The following is an 18,821-nucleotide window of genomic DNA, read 5'->3' on the forward strand; positions in this document are numbered from 1 at the left end:
TCACCTCCGAATTACCGCTCGCCCACCACCAGTACTTCAGGCACGAGGGCAACGCCGAAGCGCTCCTTGACCGTGCTTTGAATATGGTCCATCAGGGCGAGAACATCTCTAGCTGTCGCTTGCCCGGTGTTTACAATAAAATTGGCGTGTAGCTGAGACACTTGCGCTCCACCGATCTGGAACCCCTTCAGTTCCGCTTCTTGAATCAGCCTCGCTGCATAATCGCCAGACGGGTTGCGGAATACACTGCCCGCCGTCGCCTGCTTCAGCGGCTGCGTTCTAAGCCGGCGCTCCTTGTAGGAAGCCATTGCCGAGGCAATCTCCAGCCGATCCCCTTCCGCCAGCTCGAAGGCGGCTTGCGCAACAATTCCCTTCATGTCTTGCAGAATGGAATGGCGGTATGAGAAGCGCATATCATCCCGGCTGAGAGTAACCAATTCCCCTGTCTCCAGAACAACGTCGGCAGATTTGAAAATACGTGACACATCCGAACCATGTGCTCCGGCATTCATATAGACTGCACCGCCGACCGAGCCCGGAATACCCCCTGCAAATTCCAGTCCGGTCAACCCTTGCTTGCCGGCCATGACCGACAGGGTTACAAACGAGTACGAAGCCCCCGCAACAACTTCCGTCCCGTCGAATCGCACGTAATCCAGTCCCTTATGCGGCTTGATGACGGCTCCGCGTATACCCCGGTCGCCCACCAGCATATTGGAGCCGCGTCCCAAACTCGTCCATGGGATACCATGCTTTCTCAGGATTTTGATCGCGTCTGCGAGTTTCTCCCCTCCACCAGGAAGGATCATCAGATCGGCGGGTCCGCCAATCTTCCACGTCGTATGTTTCGAAAGCGGTTCATGCTCCAGAAGCTCCCCGACTCCCGCTGCCTGCAACTCCGCTATAACTGCTTTCATTATGATTTCCTCCTTCCATCATGCGGCGAATGCCTATCCTCGGCGGCTCAAGAGCCGCGTGTATATTGCCAGTATCCGCGTCCATAAGATGACGGTCACGAATATAGAGTATCATATGCCCTTGCATTCCGTTGTGTGACAGCCGCCCAGAGGACGCGCCTCTTCTCCGCAAGCGCTTGCCCCCCTGCATGCCGGCCCGTTCCAACGACAACATCCGGCTTGAATAGGGCAGCAGCTCCTCGAAGCAGCCGACGCCCTTCACAAACCGGATGACCGTGTTCACATTATCCAGCGAATGCTTGCGGAGAAAGCCCGTAATCTCTGCAGATTGGAACGGTCCTCCACCGATCAGCACGATTCGCATGTGCTGTCATCTCGAGTATCGGGAAATATTAAGCAGAATGCCAAGCGCTGTCAGCAGCAGCGTCAACGACGAGCCGCCGTGGCTCACCAGCGGCAGCGTGATGCCGGTGACAGGCATCATGCCGATGACGACACCGATATTGATCAATACTTGCACACCTATAATGCCGGTAATGCCGACAGCCAGCAGGCTGCCGAACGTATCCGGCGCCGCAATCGCCGCGCGGATGCCGCGCCAGATCACGACGAGAAATAATAGAATAAGGAATGCTCCGCCGATGAAGCCCAGTTCCTCCGCCAATATAGAGAAGATGAAGTCTGTCTGGGGCTCCGGCAAGTAACTGAACTTCTGTCTGCTCATGCCAAGGCCGAGACCGACGAGACCGCCGGGACCGATGGCGAACAGGGACTGAATAATCTGATAGCCGCCGCCCAGCGGATCGGACCACGGATCAAGGAACGATGTGATACGCTTCAGCCGGTATGGGGCGGCGAGTATAAGCCCTACCATGCCCAGCACGCCCGCTCCCGCCAAAGCTCCCAGATGCGCCAGCCTGGCGCCGGCTGTAAAGATAAGCAGCAATGAAGCGCCTACCATGACGGCTCCCGTGCCTAGATCGGGCTGGAGCATAATTAACCCGAAGGCGAGGCCCAGGATGCCGAGAGGAGGCAACAGCCCCGTCGTAAACTGCGTGATCGTCCCCTGCTTATCTGATAACCACTTTGACAGAAATAGAATCATAGCCAGCTTCATAAATTCCGACGGCTGAATGCCGAAGGAGCTGATCCCGAGCCAGCTGCGCGCACCGCCCCTGACCACCCCGATGCCGGGGATGAGCACGATCACAAGCAGCCCGAAGCATACGATAAGCGCTGCGGGCGCCCACTTCTTCCAATTGGAATAATGAACGTTCATCGTAAATAGTAACGCACCGACACCCAATCCTGCAAACAGCAGCTGCCTCTTCACATAATAGAATCGGTCTCCGTATTCGTGAAAAGCAAGCACCGCGCTTGCGCTATATACCATCACTATTCCAATCGAAAGAATGATCCCGATAGCGGCCAGCAGCCAAATATCGGGAGCGGATCGCGCTTTTGCCATAGCACACACACCTCTTGACATGGAGAAGTAGGGACAGGCCCCCTACTTATAAGGTATGCGCCGATTTCTTAAACATGCTGCCCCGCTGCTCATAAGAGGCGAACATATCCCAGCTCGCGCAGGCCGGAGACAGCAATACGATGTCCCCCGGCTCCGCCATGGCGGCAGCCTTCCGCACGGCGAGCAGCAGCGTTTTCTCGGCGTCCTCTTCAGGTTGCACCGATTCCACCCGCTCTAAACCCGCAAGCTGAGCAACGCCGGCCAGCTTGTCGCGCGTCTCTCCAAGCGCGACTAGCCCCTTCAGCCGATCTCGGAATACTTGCAGCAGCTCCATATAGTCCGAGCCTCTGTCGAGACCGCCGGCTACCAGCACAATAGGCGCGGACAAGGAGCCGATCGCCATCGTCGTCGCCATCGGATTCGTCGCTTTGGAGTCGTTATAGAAGCGTACGCCGCCATGTTCGCAGACATATTCCAGACGATGCTCCACTCCCCTGAAGCGGCGCAGCGGCTCGGCAAGAGCTGCAGCCGGGGCTCCGGCGGCCAGCGCTCCGGCGATGGCCGCAAGGGCGTTCGCCGCGTTGTGGCGGCCGGGCAAGCCCAGCTCGGCAACGGGCATAATGATGCACGTCTCTTCCTCGCTACCGAGGTCTCCATCGCGATAGACGATCATTCGTTCCGATTCCTCCTCTGCATTCGGGAGCGAGATTGTCTCCTTCGTGTAAGGGGGCTCAACGCATACGCCATTCTCCAGCCTCTCGTACAGGGAGAACGGCAGAATACGAGACGTTAGCCCGTCTCCTATGCTTCGGCAGACGGGGTCGTCCCAGTTCAATACTGCCGTGTCGCCATCGCGCTGATTGGCGAACAACTTCCGCTTGGAAGCGACATAATCCGCCATATCACCATGATAATCAAGATGGGTCTCCGATACATTGAGCAACAGAGCGACGCGCGGCCGGAACTCCGCCGTCCCCTTCAACTGGAAGCTGCTCAGCTCTGCGACAATCCAATGGTCCTCCGGTGTATCCATGACCGCTTCGCAGAGCGGCGTGCCGATATTGCCGGCTACGACCGGATGGAAGCCGACAGCTTCAAGCAGCTCCCCGATCATCGTCGTCGTCGTCGTCTTCCCGTTGGAGCCGGTAATGCCAATGATAGGCGCCTTCGACAGCAGGGAGGCGACTTCCACCTCCGTAACGACCTCTACTCCCTGCGCCAGAGCCGCTTGCACCGGAGGCGCGCTATAGGGGATGCCGGGATTCTTCACGAGCAACGCAGTACCGTCATGCACCAGACTGTCGGGATGATACCCGCATATAACGGCTATACCGAGCTTCTCCAATTGCTCCGCTTCGGGACTCTCCGAGCGCTCCTTGCGATCGTTGACCGTTACCTTCGCTCCCAGCCGGTGGAACAGCTTCGCGACGCTGACGCCGCTTCTGGCAAGACCCAGCACGACGACATGCCTGTCCTTGTAAGTTGTTGGATGATTCATAGCGACATTCCTTTCCAGAACTTGTTCACCATTCTATGGACACATGAAGCGGCTCTCTTGTAGAGGTTGTTCAAAAAGCCCACTTTTGATCACGAAGTATACCTAGAAGAATATTCGACATCGAATATTGAATTCAACCGGAACTTCCGGTGCTCACGTAGCTTCCACTACGCTCCGCTCCTCAATTCCTAGTTTCATCCCATCTTCTCGGTGCTGAAAACCGGGCTTTTTGAACACGCACTTGTAGAGAACCGCTTGGCCAGTTCGTATGATAGATTCAGATGACGAGCAATAATCCGGCCGCGGCGAACAGCAGACCGACGAACCAGAATACGGATACGACCTTCCATTCCGACCATCCCACCAGCTCGAAGTGATGATGGATCGGGCTCATCTTGAATATGCGCTTGCCCCTCAGCTTGAAGGAGGCGACTTGCAGGATGACCGACAGCATCTCCAGTACGAACACGCCGCCGATGAGAATAAGCAGAAGCTCCGTCTTCGTCAGCACAGCGACTGCCGCGATGCCGCCGCCGATGCCGAGTGAGCCCATATCTCCCATGAACACCTTGGCGGGATGCGCATTGAAGACGAGGAAGCCCAGCGCCGCGCCGATCATCGCCGCGGAGAACACCGCCGACTCGTGCGCAGACGCTTGCAGCGCCACAATGGTGAATGCGCCGAAGGCGATGGCGCTCGTCCCCGCAAGCAAGCCGTCTAGCCCGTCTGTGAAGTTGACGGAGTTGCTGGCGGCGAACATGATGACGACGACGAAGGGATAGTAGAACCAGCCCAGATCGAAGCCCCAGCTCGTACCCGGCACTGTAATCTCCGTGCTGTGCCCCATATTGTACAGCAGTGCGCATACGATGATGGAGAACAGCAGCTGACCCAGCAGCTTCTGTCTGGCTGTTAGACCTAGCGAGCGCTTGAACACGATTTTAATGTAGTCGTCCAGGAAGCCGACGAGGCCGAAGCCTAGCGAAGCGGTCAGCAGCACCCAGAATTCCGGAGTCTTATCCGAGAACCGCAGGAATGCGATCATTAGCGCCAGCATAATGATGATGCCGCCCATCGTCGGCGTTCCACTCTTCTTCATATGGCTCTGCGGCCCTTCGTCCCGAATCTGCTGGCCGAACTTCAACCGTCTGAGCAGAGGGATGAACAGTGGTCCCAACAACACCGCTAATAGAAATGATACCCCGATAGAAAATAAGATGACCATCATGTCCATGTCGGCCTCACCCCCTCTCCAGCGCTTCCACGACTTCTTCCATCCGCATGCCGCGGGAGCCCTTCACCAGCACCAGATCGTCCGGCTGCAGCCGCTCCAGCAGCCACACTGCAAGCTCCGCCTTGTCTGTGAAGTGGCGAACAAGTCCCGCTGCGGCCGCCTCGGGCAGCGATTCTGCGGCGCCTTCGGCGATGTGAACCGAGAGCGGCCCGAACGCAAGCACGGCCTCCGCCTTGTCCGGTCCGGTATAGGCGCCAATTCCCCGGTGCAGTTCCGCTTCCTGCGGCCCCAGCTCCAGCATGTCGCCCAGCACAATCCAGCGGCGGCGGAAGTCCTGCAGGCCGCTTACCAGGTCAATCGCCGCCCGCATCGCCGTAGGATTGGCATTATATGCGTCGTTCAGCAGGACAGCTCCGTTCGCCGCCCGACTCGGCTCGATCCGCATGCCGGTCAGCTTGAGCGACTGGAAGCCCGCTTTAATCCGTTCCCCCGGCACGCCGAAGTGGCGCGCGACGGCGATGGCCGCCAGGGCGTTGCTGATGTTATGGCGGCCGGGCACTGCAATGCTTAGGTTGCCGAGGCTGCTGCCCTCTCCATGCAGCGATGCCGTGAAGGAGCTGCCGCCCGGTTCCAGATGGATGTCGCCCGCCGACCATTCGTTGTCTCTTCCCAATCCGAACGTACGCAACGCAACTCCTTCAGGCAAGTGCATATTCTGAAGGCCGCTATGTAGCAGCGGCTCATCACCGTTGTACAGCAGCAATCCGTCTTCCCCGAGGCCAACCGCTATCTCCAGCTTCGCCTTCGCGATGCCTTCGCGGGAGCCCAGCTGCAGCATATGCGCATCGCCGACATTCGTAATAATGGCCGCATCCGGCTGTGCGATCCGCGTCAGCAGCTCGATCTCGCCGAAGCCGCTCATCCCCATCTCCAGCACGGCCACCTCGGTCTCCTCGTCCAGCTTGAGCAGCGTGAGCGGCAAGCCGATATGATTGTTCAGATTGCCCTCTGTCTTCAATACGCGGTAATGACTTCCCAGAGCCGCGGCAGTCATATCCTTCGTCGTCGTCTTGCCGTTGCTGCCGGTAATGCCGATGACACGCACCATCAGTTCGCTGCGATAGCTGGACGCCAGCGCTTGCAGAGCCGCCAGCGTGTCCTTCACGAGAATGAGAGGCATATCGCCGAGCGTCTCTGGCACGTGCCGGCCACGTTCCCACAGCATCGCCTTCGCTCCGCTTCGCGCCGCCTGCTCCGCGAAGTCATGCCCGTCGAAGCGGTCGCCGACGAGCGGGACGAACAGCTCGCCGCTCCCCTCCTGCCGCGTATCCGTCATGATTCCGCGCACCAAGCGGCCGCTATGCTCGCCGCGATACACCGTGCCGATCATATTCGCTATTTGTTCTACCGTCCGTTTAATCAATGCACTAATCTCCTTATCGCTTCTTTTGCCACTATTCGGTCATCGAACGGGTACGTAGCTCCGCCTATTAACTGATAAGTCTCGTGACCTTTCCCCGCAATCAATACTACATCGCCCGGGCTTGCCATTTCAACCGCTTTTTCGATCGCCTGCCTGCGGTCGGACTCGACAATGTATCGCTCCCGTGCCACACCCGCCTCCAGAAGCCCTCGTTCAATATCCGCAATAATTGCGAGCGGGTCTTCGTTGCGCGGATTGTCGGAGGTCACCACGAGCTTGTCGGCATGCTTCGCCGCGACCTGCGCCATCAGCGGCCGCTTCCCCCGGTCGCGGTCACCGCCGCAGCCGAATACGCAGATGACGCGATTCCGCGCCAGCTCCTTCACCGCTCCAAGCACGTTGTCCAGCCCGTCGGGCGTATGCGCATAGTCGACGATGACCGAGAAGTCCCGGCCCGTCTCGATCGTCTCCACCCTGCCCGGCACCCCCGGTATCGCTTCCAGTGCGTCCTTGATGCGCTCCAGCTCGATTCCCTCGATCAATGCGGCCGTCGTTGCGGCAAGTGCATTGTATACGTTGAACTTGCCGGTCAGTCGCATGCTGATATCCGCTTCCCCCGCGAAGCAGATGATCCGGAAGGATGCGCCCCCGGCACATATGTCGATGTCCACCGCCCGCACATCCGCTTCCATTCCAAGGCCGTACGTGATCACTTCCGCCGAAGTGATCGAACGGAATCTGGCGGATGCGGGATCGTCGCTGTTCAGCACCGCATAGAAGCGCTCTTCCGCATTCAGCGAGTAACCGTTGCCGAGCCGGGAGAAGAACAGTCCCTTCGCGTCGGCATACTTCTCCATCGTGCCATGATAGTCCAGATGATCCTGCGACAGATTCGTGAAGATTGCCGTCCGGAACCGGCAGCCCTTCACCCTGCCTTGCTCCAGCGCATGCGAAGACACCTCCATAGCGCAATATTGCGCTCCCGCATCTCGCATTCCCGCCAGATAGCGCTGCAGCGCGTCCGCTTCCGGCGTCGTGCCGCTCATCGCTTCGGAGACGCCTCCGAAGCGTCTCTCGATCGTGCCGATCACGCCGGTCGGCATGTTGTTATAATTAAAAATTTGCTCAATCAGATAGGTTGTCGTCGTCTTGCCGTTCGTACCCGTCACACCGATCAGGCCGATGGATCGACTGGGATGCTCATAGACGTAATCGGCGATGACGGCCATCGCAAGACGGCTGTCCTTCACAATCAGCTGAGGCAGCGAAATATCCAGCAGCCGTTCAGACACGATGGCCGCCGCTCCGCGCTTCTCCGCTTCCCCCGCATAGGCGTGCCCGTCTACTGTATATCCCGGGACGCAGATGAACAACTGGCCGGGAGATACCTTCCTGGAGTCCTTCTCGATCCCGTGGAATTCCGTCTCCCCGTCGCCCGCCAACTTGGCTGTTAGAAGCAATTCCCTCAATTCCCGCAAGCGCATGGACCTCAATCCCTTCGCGAATACTCTGACGGGATACTATATGCCGCCCAGAGCGAACGCGTTAACGCCGGAAGGGAAATAAGGAAGCAATAAAACACAGCCTCTACAAGTATAGTCAATGTGAGTGCGATATATCATCTTCGTCGCCAAGATAAATGCGGATCGTCGAGCCGCGTACTACCCGCGCTCCCGCGGCAGGCGCCTGACGGATCACATACTTGCCCGTACCTGCAGACGACAGATTGAAGTTCATGTTCAGGTCTTCATACAGCTCCACAACCGAACGGCCGATCAGATCCGGCACGGTGACGACGGGCGTCTCGCCATATTTGTACAAGCGATCGATCTGCCCCTCGCGCCTCGGCACCTTCAGGATCGTCAGCGCATCTTCCATAATATTGCGGACAATAGGTGCGGCTACCACGCCGCCGAACTGGATGCCTTGCGGATTGTCCACCGCTACGTAGACGACGATCTGCGGATCGTCGGCCGGTGCGAAGCCGATGAACGATACGATATGCTCGTTGGGCGAATAGCGTCCGTTCACAACCTTCTGGGCCGTTCCCGTCTTGCCTCCTACCCGATAACCGTCGATAAAGGCATTGCGCCCTGTTCCTTTGGCCACCACGCTCTCCAGCGCTTCCCGTACCTTCCTGGAAGTGTCTTCCGATATAACTGTGCGCACCGCTTCCGGCTCTGTCACCTTCACCGTCTCGCCCGACTCCCTGTTAATCCAGGACTTGGCCACGTAAGGCTTGTAAAGCGTTCCTCCGTTGATCGCCGCCGACACAGCCGTAATCTGCTGGATCGGCGTGACGGACACGCCTTGGCCGAACGCCGTCGTAGCCAGCTCTACCGGTCCTACCTGATTCAGCTTGAACAGAATGCCGTTCCCCTCGCCGCTGATGTCAATTCCCGTCTTGCTGCCGAATCCGAAGTTCTTGATGTACTGGAACAGACTCTCCTTGCCAAGCCGGTTGCCCAGCGCCACGAAGCCCGGATTGCAGGAGTTCTCCACTACTTCCAGGAACGTCTGGCTGCCGTGGCCGCCTTTCTTCCAGCAGCGGAGTCTTGCGCCCCCGATTTCCACCGCTCCGGGATCGAAGAACCGATCATGGTTCAGATCCACCTTGCCTTCCTCCAGCGCAGCTGCAAGCGTAATAATCTTGAATGTGGAGCCCGGCTCGTAAGTCATCCATACGGGCAGATTGCGGTTGTACACTTCCGAAGGCACTTCCTGGTAGCGATCCGGCACATACGTCGGTCTGCTCGACATGCCCAATATTTCTCCGTTATTGGGATTCATCGCAATAGCGATGGCGCTATCCGCCTGCAATCCCGTCATCGCCTGGTCCAGCTCGCGTTCAATAACGGTCTGAATATCTTTATCAATCGTCAGCTGCAAGGTCAGCCCTTCCTGCGGTTCTATATACGTATCTGTCGAATTGGGCATTTGTCTGCCTGCCGCATCGGACAGGAAAGACACGTTGCCTTGCGTCCCTTGCAAGGCATTGTCATATTTGGCCTCGAGCCCGGTCAGCCCCTGGTTGTCAATGCCCGTGAAGCCGAGCAGATGGGCAGCGAGGCTTCCGTACGGATAATACCTCTTGTTGTCCTCCGCCACCACAATGCCCGGCAGCTCGAGATCGCGAATCTCATCCGCCTTCTCCATCGTGATCTTGCGGCCTCCCGGGCCAACTCTGATGATCAGTTCCTTCTTCGTTATCAGCTTAAGGACAGCTTCCTTCGTCATATCCAGCAGCGGTGCAAGCGCTGCTGCTGTCTCCTCGCGATTCTTCACTTGCGCGGGAATGGCCCATACCGTCGGCGTACTTATATTGTATGCCAGCTGAACCCCGTTTCTGTCCCATATCTCTCCCCGCTTGGCAACGTAAGGGATATCCCGCCTCCAAGAGTTCTCGGCTCTCTCGGCAAGCTCCGATCCCTGCCACAGCTGTATATAGGCCAGACGCAAGCAAAGCGCCAGAAATGCCACGCATCCCGCCAGCAAGACAATGAACAGACGGCGCCTGACCGTCACATTGGATACCTTCATCCTATCATCCCCCTCCAGCTTCCCGGCTTCGAAACGGTCATAGACCGGCTCATTCCAAGCCTATTCGGGACAGGCGGGGGATAGAACAAGCTTATTGTTCCGCCTCACCGGCATTATCGGCAATTCCGGCATCATCGGACACTCCGGGAGCATCGGCATTATCTGCTGTCGACTCCGCCGCATCTTCTTCATCGTCTTGCGTATGGCCGGAATTGTCCTCCTCTGCAGACGATGCTTCGCTCCCTTCTGATACTTCTTCAGATGCGTCACGGTATTCCTCCGAGCCCGGCGGCGGTGAAAGCTTGACCTTCACGATACGCTCATCGCCTTGTTCCTCGACCTCCTGCGATACGACATAACCTCCTCCTTCCGGAACGAGGCGTACGCCGATCAGCGAGGTCAGCTCGATCGCATCGCGCAGGGACACCCCCGTCAGGTCAGGTATCGACAGTTTATCCTTCTGCTCAGTAATCAGATAGACACGTTGGCTGGGATGCACGACGGATTCCGCTGCAGGAATTTGCTGCAGAACGGTCGTTCCGTCCCCGATTACCTCGTACGCCATCTCCTTCGCCTTCAGTTCCGCCTTCGCTTGCGACAACTTCAGCGCAGTCAGCTTGGGGACGGAGATCATCGTCTCTATCACTGCTTCTTCCTGCTGTACTTCATAGCTCGGCGGAACGTCCAGCTTGCGCAAGCTCTTCAGCATAATCTCACGGAAGGCGGGAGCGGCAATCGCACTGCCGCCGCCGATGTATGAATGAGCCGGCTCGTCCACAGCGATGTAGATCACGATCTGCGGATCTTCCACCGGCGCATATCCGATAAAGGAGACCAGGAATTTCGTTGTGGAATATCCGCCATCGACCCACTTCTGCGCCGTTCCCGTTTTGCCGGCCACGCGATACCCTTCGATATGGGCTCTTCTGCCGGTGCCCTTCTCCATATCCGATACGACCTGCTCCAGGTACTCGCTCGTCTTGCGCGAGCTTTCCTCCGAGATCACCTGACGAACCATTTGGGGCTCGATGACGGTCGTCGTCTTCGTGATGGGGTCCTTGAAGCTCTTCACCAGCTGCGGCTGCATCAGCTTGCCGCCGTTGGCAACGGCCGCTACCGCTGCCACCTGCTGAATGGGTGTAACCGCCACCCCTTGTCCGAACGTGGCGTCCGCCACCTCTCTGTTATAGTGGAAGCTAATATCACCCGCCAGCTCGTTGCCGATCTGAATGCCCGTCTTCTGACCGAAGCCGAAGTTCGTAAAGTACTCGCGCAGCTTGTCCTTGCCCAGCCGCTCGAATCCCAGCTTAACGAACGCGACATTGCTGGAATGAATAAGTCCGTCCAGGAACGTAATCTCGCCCCAGCCTACCCGGTTGTGATCGCGGATCGGCCTTGGCTCGCCAGGCACCGTTATGCTGCCCGACATATACGTTTCGTTGGGATTGAACACCCCTTCTTCTATTGCGGAAGCAAGCGTCACAATTTTGAAGGTGGAACCGGGCTCGTACAGCGAACCGACGGCATGATTGTAATAGTTGGCGTAGTCGCTCTTCCAGAACTCATTGGGATTGAATTCCGGCATATTGGCCATTGCCAATATTTCCATCGTCTTAGGATCGGCGGCAATTGCCGTAGCGCTCTTCGGCGAATACTTCTCCATCACTTCGCGCAGTGCTTCTTCCACATAGTGCTGGATGTCGTTGTCGATCGTCAGTTGAATGTCCTGACCGTCCCTTGCCGGCTTGTAGTCCACCTCTCCGTTCGAGAGCTGCACCCGCTTGCCGTCCTTCTCATACCTCATATAACCGTCTTCTCCGGTCAGCCGGTCATTGAAGTACGCTTCGACGCCGGACATATATTGGCCGTCCAGACTAATATAGCCCACCACCTGGGAGGCAAGCGTCTGGCGCGGATAATAACGCCTGAGCGTTTCCTGAAGATAGATGCCGGTATCCGGCGTTTTTTTCTCTTTCCTCAGCTGAACGATTAATTCGTCGCGGAACTGATAGATTTCATCGGCCTTCGCCTTCTCGATCTGCCAGCCTCCCTTGCGGATTTCCCGGTGGCTGTAATACTCGCCCTCCGCATTCTGAGCAGTCACATACGCCATAAGAGCTTCCTTGGAAATGCCCAGAATGTCATGCAGGCCGTCGACTACCTCCTGCTCGATGCCATGGCCGGCGATCATTTTGGGATTGACGGAGATGTTGTATGCGATCGTATCCATCGCCAGCATATTTCCGTTCCTGTCCGTAATGCTTCCCCTCTTGGCTTTCAATTCCTCCGAGGCCGACCAGCGCACCTTCGCCATATCATACCAAGCCGCTCCTGAGACAACTTGCACGTAATAGATTCTTCCAATTAAAACAAGAAAAAGGAGGGTCATTACCCCTCCAAATAACAACGTACGCAATTTGACTCGCTTCTCCATCCTATCACTTCCTATCTTGCGTAGCCGTTTTTGACAGATTGACATCCCGCTTTATCGTAATGCCGCCCTCCAGCATGCTGACCATTCCTTGCTCCTCCGCCAGCTTCCTGATCCGTTCGGGATCGCTAAGCATTTCCACTTGACGCTTCAGATCGGCTATTTCCGTATTCAACGTTTGAGCCTCTGTGCTGACTCTCTTATTTTGAAGGTTCATATCATAGATTTGCGCATAACGAAAAATGATGACGCTGGCGATTGCGACACAGACAATTACCGTGAACAAGTAGAGCAGCTTCTCCCCGACAGGCAATGATTTTCGTTTAATGACTTTTCGTTTCGACTCGCGATAGACATGTCTCTCTTGCGGTTTTTGCTTCGGCTTCAGCGCCAGATTACCATTGACGTACGCCACCTATAAATCCCCCTCTTTCCTTTTTTCTGCAATGCGCAGCTTAGCTGACCGCGCCCGCGGATTGTGCTCAAGCTCCATATCGCTTGGCCCGATCGGCTTGCGGTTAACTAGCGTCAATTGTCCCTTGTTGTTGCACACGCACATCGGAAAGTCCGGCGGGCACGTGCACTTCTCGACGTACTTGGCGAAGATGGTCTTGCATATCCGGTCCTCCAGCGAATGGAACGTGATGACGGAGGCCCTTCCGCCCGGGGCCAAGCAGCGAACTGTCTGCTCCAGCGCATCCTCCTCAGCACCCAGCTCGTCGTTGACGGCGATGCGCAGCGCCTGGAAGGATCGCTTCGCGGGGTGAGGCCCCGTTCTTCTGGTAGCTGCCGGTATGGAAGACTTGATCAGCTCCGCCAGCTCGCCGGTCGTCGCGATCGGCGCGACCGCTCTGGCTTTAACGATATTCCTCGCAATGTTGCGGGCGAAGCGCTCTTCGCCGTACCGGTCCAGAATGCGGGCAATATCCCGCTCTTCCCAGCTGTTGACGATGATGTGGGCGGTCAAGTCTCCGTCCCGGTCCATGCGCATATCCAGCGGCGCATCATGATTGTAGCTGAAGCCCCGCTCCGCTTCGTCCAGCTGCGGACTGGACACGCCAAGGTCGAACAGTATGCCGTCCACTTGCGGCACCCCGTCCTTCATAGGCAAGTCCAGACGGCGAAGCTCCTGTTCCAAATATCTGAAATTGCTCTTCACCAGCGTGACCTTGTCCATGTAGGCCGATAATCTATTGCGTGCATTGTCCAGCGCCCAATCGTCCTGATCGAAAGCGATAAGACGGCCGCCGTCGCCGAGCCGGGAAGCGATCAGCTCGCTGTGCCCCGCTCCGCCAAGCGTACAATCCACATAAATGCCGGAAGGACGGATTGCGAGTCCATCCACCGCTTCTTCTAACAAAACTGTCGTGTGCTGAAACAATGCTTTGTTCCTCCCATTCCTGATGCCCATTCTAAGTTGCACCTGCACTTGCTAGAAATTAATATCCATATCGACCAGCTTCTCGGCAATCTCGTTGAAGGCACCTTCAGATTGCTCGTAGTAGCCTTCCCATGCCGGCTTGCTCCATATTTCCACGCGGCTGGATACGCCGAGCACCATGCACTCCTTATCCAGCTTGGCATATTCGCGCAGATTGGCGGGTATATTTACCCTTCCCTGTTTGTCGAGCTCGCATTCCGTCGCGCCGGAGAAGAAAAATCTCGTGAACGCCCGAGCGTCGGACTTCATGAGCGGCAGCGACTTGAGCTTCTGCTCCAGTATGCTCCATTCGCTCATGGGATAGACAAACAAGCAGTTGTCGAGGCCGCGAGTGGCAATAAACGAGGTTCCGAGCGCTTCACGGAATTTAGATGGAATAATCAGGCGTCCTTTCTCGTCGATGCTATGCTGATATTCGCCCAAAAACATAATTCCGCTCCACCCCTTCCCCCTTTATCTCCACTTCTACCCACTTTCCCCCACTCAGATACAATAGTTCGCCACCTAAAATAAAAATCCTGCTCCATGAGCAGGATTTTCAAAATAATTTTCTCTCATTAATTTTTTTGAACCGGTTCCTCGCCGTCTTCTCCGTTCGGCTCGCTGGAGCGGTCTGCAACTGCCGGGCTCTCCCGCCCGTCAATGACTGACCCGTAGCCGATAGACGGAGCAGCCTTCGTGCCTCCGGTTCTCCGCCGTGCCCCGAGTTTGCCCGCCAGCCATGCAACGGCAATCACCAAGGCTGCGATAGGCAGGAAAGGAAGGATGGCGACCAGTACGATCAGAATGCCTTCCAGCACCTTCAGCAGAGCGCTCGTGCTGCCCGTTAACGCATCGTTCAGCTTTCCTCCAAGCGTCGTCTCCTCTTCGGCAACGGCTGTTGCCAGCTTCTGATCCTTCTGATAGATGCGAAGATGAATCGTAGAGAAGGCTACGTTGTTGTCCAGATAACGCAGTCTTCCTTTTATCCCTTCAATAATTTCCTGCACCGCCGCCAGCTGATTGGAGAACTTGAGCAAGTCGTCCGCCTTCGTCGCTTTCTCCATCATCGACAGCAATCGTTCCTCCACCAGCAATTGACTCTTCAGCCGGGATTCCAGATCCACATATTCCTCCGATACGTCCTTGCCGGACACGCTCTTCTCGACGGACAGATTGTCAATCTCCGCGATACGGTCCAGGAAAGACATGAAGCCCTCGGCTGGCACTTTGATCGTATAGGATGCCGCAATCTCTCCGTCATGGCGAGTATCCTTGAATTCAAGAATGTACCCGTCGCTCATGTGAATATGATTTCGCAGCTCCACAGCGGCCGCGGCCAACTCCTTCACTTGCATCACCAGATTAGCCGTATAAATAATTTTCGCGTTGAACATGTCGCGTTCGGATGATGATGTTCCTGACAAAACACCGCCGCCTCCGGCATTTCCGCCATTCGCCGAGCTCTGAGCCTCGCCCCCAGCTTCTCGGTCAGCCTCCGTATCCGCTTTCACTTTCGTACTGGCCGATGCATCGTAAGATGTGGCGACATTCTTCATGTCGGCCATCTCCGACGACGCACTGCCGGAGTCGGCATTGTTGTTCGCTTCGCCGCTGCAGCCCCCGAGCAATGACGCTATAAGCGCAATTGCCAGCAACAAGACCAGCCACGCGCTCCCTTTGCGATTTCCTTCTCTCTGTAACCCCGCCATACATATCCCCCCTGGACACATGGTATAAGCTCGGCTAAGACGTCTCTTCTTTATGGTATGCCCCGCCGTCTTACATGTTTGACGTCCTTTGGAAGGAAAAGGTTACCGATATCCGAAAAAATCAAAACGACTGGTAATAAGCAGTATCGAAATAACCGGATTGCAAATTGGCCGTTGTCAGCACGGTTCCTCTTATGCCCGCATTTTTCTGAACGAACATTCCGCGTACCGCAACGACATTTTGTTCTGGATTGTTGGGATAGCCCAGTACGCCGTAGCCGGAGCCGTCCGCATTCAAATAGCTCTCCAGCAATCCGCCCGCTATCATCAGTTTAAATGACCGGCCATTCGTGTAGATGCGAAGCGGCAATCATAAGCTTGCACACGACAAGCCTCGTCACCGTTCAGATAGGCGAACCTCACCCCTGTAGCATTCACTTCTGCGTCTCCACCAGCAACCTTCATCCTGAGCCAGTCACAGTCGGATAGCGCTACATTCAGCAGAAGATTATCGTTCGTCTTCAAATCAACGGTATCCATGCCCACCGTAGCAGGATTTGCCCCGTACTCTCTGGGATCCTTATTATGTACGCCTGAGATGGACAGACGACAGCTCTGTTTTTGATCGGGCATTTTTTGGCCGCCGAACAGCTCAACCGCTTTTATGGCATGACCGACCTCGGCTCTGCTATCGATAATATTCAAATGTTCGATAACGATTTGCTCTGGATACACGGTGGGACTCCCTATAGCCGTAATATGACCGATGGCAAGAGCACGCAATGTAACGCGTTTTTGCAATACTGGATTCAACATAAGGGTAATGTTTTTCATTGCAATACATTTGGGCAAATATGTCTGCCGCCCGAAATGATGCGTTCCGACAGAAGAATCCGTAATCGCGGAAATCACGTTCACCATCTTGTCCTGAGTCGCCGACGTGATGGAACGGGCATCAATTGTAACGCCTTCCATGTCAATCTCCCCGTCCCATTCGCAAGCGTAATCGCCTCGCAATTGAAGGATATTGATGGGCTCATAAGCATCGTTCACTGTTGTTTTCAAATTGCGAATCGTCAGCCGGCCGCCCCCGGTAATTTCGATCGCCCGGCTTCTGCTGGTCGAAATATTGTCAAACGTAAAGTCCCAGCATGCAAAATGGCCGCCCGCACGATCAATGACACAATCGCGATGAACCACATCCCGCGTGTAATTCCCGTCCGTTTGCGCCCAGCCCGCGAATGACTTGACCCCTTGAATCAATATTTTGGCTGATGTCCAATAATTCAGCATATAGCTGTACGGTATCCGGTTGCCGCCAACCTTGTCGCATACGGGATCAATCAACTGGAAGTCGTAAACAAATTCGCAACTGAACAAGGACTGGATCGGCACCTCCTGCGTCGTCCCGCCATCGATATATCGGGGAGACAAGAAGGTGACCCGATTTCTTTGAATGCTCACTGGAGTCGCTCTGGATACGGCGCCCGATACTTCAAGGGCGAATCCTTCAATAGTGACTCTAGGCACATTGATTGGCGAAATTCGGATGGAGCTAAAGCTGTTAAAGCCCGTGATAAGGGGATAGACCAGATCCCCTTCTTCGTTGACGACCGTTGCACACCGCTTGCGCTGGGGCGCTCCTCCCGTACGGATCAAGTCCGTTTCTTCTAAAGCGACGATGCCGACAAAATGATTCCGATAACGGGCCAAGGACGGGATACGTGTCGCATACTTGTAAAACTCCGATATTTGGAATGGCGACTGATCCAATTCATATTGCTCGTATTCAGGCAGCACCTGAAACGGCTTTCCGGATAAGTGAGTGACCTTAAAGCGAAAACCGCCGGAATAGCGTGCGTTCACTTGCCAAATGATAGCGGTTGCGCCATCAACAAAAGCAACGCCGCCGCATTGCCGAATTTCATAACCGTGAGCATTGGCAAATTGATGGGCGGCTACAATCGCTCCCGTATCATTATGCAACCCATCCAATACAGCGCCGAACATCGTATAAGTGACATACTGCAGTGATTCAGCCAGCAGCAATTGCTTCTTCTTGACATCCTGTTCTCCATATACCGCATCGGCAACTGACCTGTTGCCGGCCTGCGCCGATGCTCCCGCATTTACCCAGACAGAACCTGTCAACGCAGTCAAACCCGCTACCCCGAGCGAAGCAAGCAGCTTTCTCCTACTCATGACAGCCATCCCTTGGCTGCTCTCATTTTTATTCGCATTGTTGCGATCGGTTGACGACTTGTATTCCTCTTTATCGTTCATCCTGAATCCTCCCTTTAAGCTTAAGTTTGGGACTGCAGCAATTGCGGGACTACCCTTTCAATCCGGTAGTCGCTATTCCCTCTACCAGATACCTCTGGAAAAAGAGAAAGATGATGAATTGGGGCAGAAGCGACAACGTTGACATAGCCAGCATCGGTCCCCAAGCCGATACGGAGTACGGGTCCGAGAACATCTTCAAGCCTAACGAGACCGTGAACAGCTTGGGATCATTCAAATAAATAAGCGGTGTCATGAAATCATCCCAAGCCCAGTAGAAAGAAAAAATCGCAGCAGTCGTCATGACTGGCCGCATGAGCGGCAATATAATCCGCAAAAAAATGCCTAGAGACCCGCATCCGTCAATCCGTGCCGCATGATCCAGCTCACGAGGTATTCCTTTCATAAACTGGATGGTCAAAAAGATAAAAAACGGCGTACCTCCAATAAAAGCGGGTACAATTAACGGCAGAAAGGTATTCACCCAGCCTAATCGATGAAAAATAATGTACTGCGGTATAAGCGTCACTTGACTAGGCAGCATAATGGTCACAAGCAAACAGCCGAACAGAAAGGCGCGAAACGGAAACGTCATTCTGGCAAATCCATAAGCTACGAGGGTCGAGGAGATTAACGTCCCCACAACGATCAAGCTTGTGGTTATAGCGGAATTCAGAAAAAAAGCATCAAAGCCGAGATTGCCGAAACCGACCCATCCCTCCGCGTAATTTCGCCAATCAAATGATCTCGGCAACAACGAGGTTGCACGGCGAAAAATTTCTTCCTCCTCTTTCAATGAGCTTGCAAAGGTCCATAGGATGGGATAGATCATAATGAAACCGATCACCAAGGAGGCTAGGTGAAAATGAAACGACAGCCATTTCGACGCCTTGCTCAT

15 protein-coding genes and 1 pseudogene are annotated in these 18,821 nt (G+C 55.6%); all 16 read right to left on the minus strand.

Annotation, left to right across the window (positions count from 1 at the left end):
• Positions 1-11: 11 nt before the first annotated feature.
• Positions 12-917, minus strand: coding sequence for a UDP-N-acetylmuramate dehydrogenase (gene murB, locus M6D81_RS12120; protein ID WP_262677163.1), 906 nt, complete (start codon positions 915-917; stop codon positions 12-14).
• A gap of 179 nt (positions 918-1,096) precedes the next feature.
• A pseudogene (locus M6D81_RS31695) lies at positions 1,097-1,260 on the minus strand (undecaprenyldiphospho-muramoylpentapeptide beta-N-acetylglucosaminyltransferase); the annotation flags it as partial.
• Between the two features lie 27 nt (positions 1,261-1,287).
• Positions 1,288-2,385: a stage V sporulation protein E gene (spoVE, locus tag M6D81_RS12130; RefSeq protein ID WP_262677165.1), complete on the minus strand. Its 1,098-nt coding sequence runs from the start codon at positions 2,383-2,385 to the stop codon at positions 1,288-1,290.
• Positions 2,386-2,431: 46 nt separating this feature from the next.
• The gene (murD, locus tag M6D81_RS12135; protein WP_262677166.1) at positions 2,432-3,883 is read right to left on the minus strand and encodes a UDP-N-acetylmuramoyl-L-alanine--D-glutamate ligase; all 1,452 of its coding nucleotides are present in this window, start codon (positions 3,881-3,883) and stop codon (positions 2,432-2,434) included.
• Positions 3,884-4,160: 277 nt separating this feature from the next.
• On the minus strand, positions 4,161-5,117 hold the full coding sequence (gene mraY / locus M6D81_RS12140; protein ID WP_262677167.1) for a phospho-N-acetylmuramoyl-pentapeptide-transferase: 957 nt from the start codon (positions 5,115-5,117) through the stop codon (positions 4,161-4,163).
• Between the two features lie 7 nt (positions 5,118-5,124).
• Positions 5,125-6,540 (minus strand): UDP-N-acetylmuramoyl-tripeptide--D-alanyl-D-alanine ligase, encoded by a 1,416-nt coding sequence (locus M6D81_RS12145; RefSeq protein ID WP_262677168.1) that lies wholly within the window; start codon positions 6,538-6,540, stop codon positions 5,125-5,127.
• Positions 6,537-8,024, minus strand: a complete 1,488-nt coding sequence (locus M6D81_RS12150; protein WP_262677169.1) for a UDP-N-acetylmuramoyl-L-alanyl-D-glutamate--2,6-diaminopimelate ligase — start codon at positions 8,022-8,024, stop codon at positions 6,537-6,539. The genes M6D81_RS12145 and M6D81_RS12150 overlap by 4 nt, the downstream gene beginning before the upstream one ends.
• Before the next feature lie 115 nt (positions 8,025-8,139).
• Complete coding sequence (locus M6D81_RS12155) at positions 8,140-10,080, minus strand: stage V sporulation protein D (protein ID WP_262677170.1); 1,941 nt, start codon at positions 10,078-10,080, stop codon at positions 8,140-8,142.
• 91 nt (positions 10,081-10,171) lie between these two features.
• The gene (locus M6D81_RS12160) at positions 10,172-12,514 is read right to left on the minus strand and encodes a penicillin-binding transpeptidase domain-containing protein (RefSeq protein ID WP_262677171.1); all 2,343 of its coding nucleotides are present in this window, start codon (positions 12,512-12,514) and stop codon (positions 10,172-10,174) included.
• A 4-nt stretch (positions 12,515-12,518) separates the two neighbouring features.
• Positions 12,519-12,926 carry a cell division protein FtsL gene (ftsL, locus tag M6D81_RS12165; protein WP_262677172.1) on the minus strand — a complete coding sequence of 136 codons (408 nt, stop codon included), beginning with the start codon at positions 12,924-12,926 and terminating at the stop codon, positions 12,519-12,521.
• Positions 12,927-13,892, minus strand: a complete 966-nt coding sequence (rsmH, locus tag M6D81_RS12170) for a 16S rRNA (cytosine(1402)-N(4))-methyltransferase RsmH (RefSeq protein WP_262677173.1) — start codon at positions 13,890-13,892, stop codon at positions 12,927-12,929. It abuts the gene before it with no gap.
• Positions 13,893-13,943: 51 nt separating this feature from the next.
• Complete coding sequence (gene mraZ, locus M6D81_RS12175; protein WP_262677174.1) at positions 13,944-14,381, minus strand: division/cell wall cluster transcriptional repressor MraZ; 438 nt, start codon at positions 14,379-14,381, stop codon at positions 13,944-13,946.
• Positions 14,382-14,509: 128 nt separating this feature from the next.
• On the minus strand, positions 14,510-15,643 hold the full coding sequence (locus tag M6D81_RS12180) for a DUF4349 domain-containing protein (RefSeq protein ID WP_262677175.1): 1,134 nt from the start codon (positions 15,641-15,643) through the stop codon (positions 14,510-14,512).
• A 121-nt stretch (positions 15,644-15,764) separates the two neighbouring features.
• Positions 15,765-15,971, minus strand: a complete 207-nt coding sequence (locus M6D81_RS12185; RefSeq protein ID WP_262677176.1) for a hypothetical protein — start codon at positions 15,969-15,971, stop codon at positions 15,765-15,767.
• On the minus strand, positions 15,971-17,926 hold the full coding sequence (locus tag M6D81_RS12190; RefSeq protein WP_262677177.1) for a hypothetical protein: 1,956 nt from the start codon (positions 17,924-17,926) through the stop codon (positions 15,971-15,973). Before M6D81_RS12190 ends, M6D81_RS12185 begins: the two co-directional genes overlap by 1 nt.
• A 49-nt stretch (positions 17,927-17,975) precedes the next feature.
• On the minus strand, positions 17,976-18,821 hold the full coding sequence (locus M6D81_RS12195) for a carbohydrate ABC transporter permease (protein WP_262677178.1): 846 nt from the start codon (positions 18,819-18,821) through the stop codon (positions 17,976-17,978).

Source organism: Paenibacillus sp. J5C2022, from assembly GCF_025567625.1.
Classification (GTDB): Bacteria; Bacillota; Bacilli; order Paenibacillales; family Paenibacillaceae; genus Pristimantibacillus.

Coding starts and splice junctions, on each gene's coding strand:
- murB (WP_262677163.1), bottom strand. CDS start 917: ATGAAAGCAGTTATAGCGGAGTTGCAGGCAGCGGGAGTCGGGGAGCTT.
- spoVE (WP_262677165.1), bottom strand. CDS start 2,385: ATGGCAAAAGCGCGATCCGCTCCCGATATTTGGCTGCTGGCCGCTATC.
- murD (WP_262677166.1), bottom strand. CDS start 3,883: ATGAATCATCCAACAACTTACAAGGACAGGCATGTCGTCGTGCTGGGT.
- mraY (WP_262677167.1), bottom strand. CDS start 5,117: ATGGACATGATGGTCATCTTATTTTCTATCGGGGTATCATTTCTATTA.
- M6D81_RS12150 (WP_262677169.1), bottom strand. CDS start 8,024: ATGCGCTTGCGGGAATTGAGGGAATTGCTTCTAACAGCCAAGTTGGCG.
- M6D81_RS12155 (WP_262677170.1), bottom strand. CDS start 10,080: ATGAAGGTATCCAATGTGACGGTCAGGCGCCGTCTGTTCATTGTCTTG.
- M6D81_RS12160 (WP_262677171.1), bottom strand. CDS start 12,514: ATGGAGAAGCGAGTCAAATTGCGTACGTTGTTATTTGGAGGGGTAATG.
- mraZ (WP_262677174.1), bottom strand. CDS start 14,381: ATGTTTTTGGGCGAATATCAGCATAGCATCGACGAGAAAGGACGCCTG.
- M6D81_RS12180 (WP_262677175.1), bottom strand. CDS start 15,643: ATGGCGGGGTTACAGAGAGAAGGAAATCGCAAAGGGAGCGCGTGGCTG.
- M6D81_RS12185 (WP_262677176.1), bottom strand. CDS start 15,971: ATGATAGCGGGCGGATTGCTGGAGAGCTATTTGAATGCGGACGGCTCC.
- M6D81_RS12190 (WP_262677177.1), bottom strand. CDS start 17,926: ATGAACGATAAAGAGGAATACAAGTCGTCAACCGATCGCAACAATGCG.
- M6D81_RS12195 (WP_262677178.1), bottom strand. CDS start 18,821: ATGAGCAAGGCGTCGAAATGGCTGTCGTTTCATTTTCACCTAGCCTCC.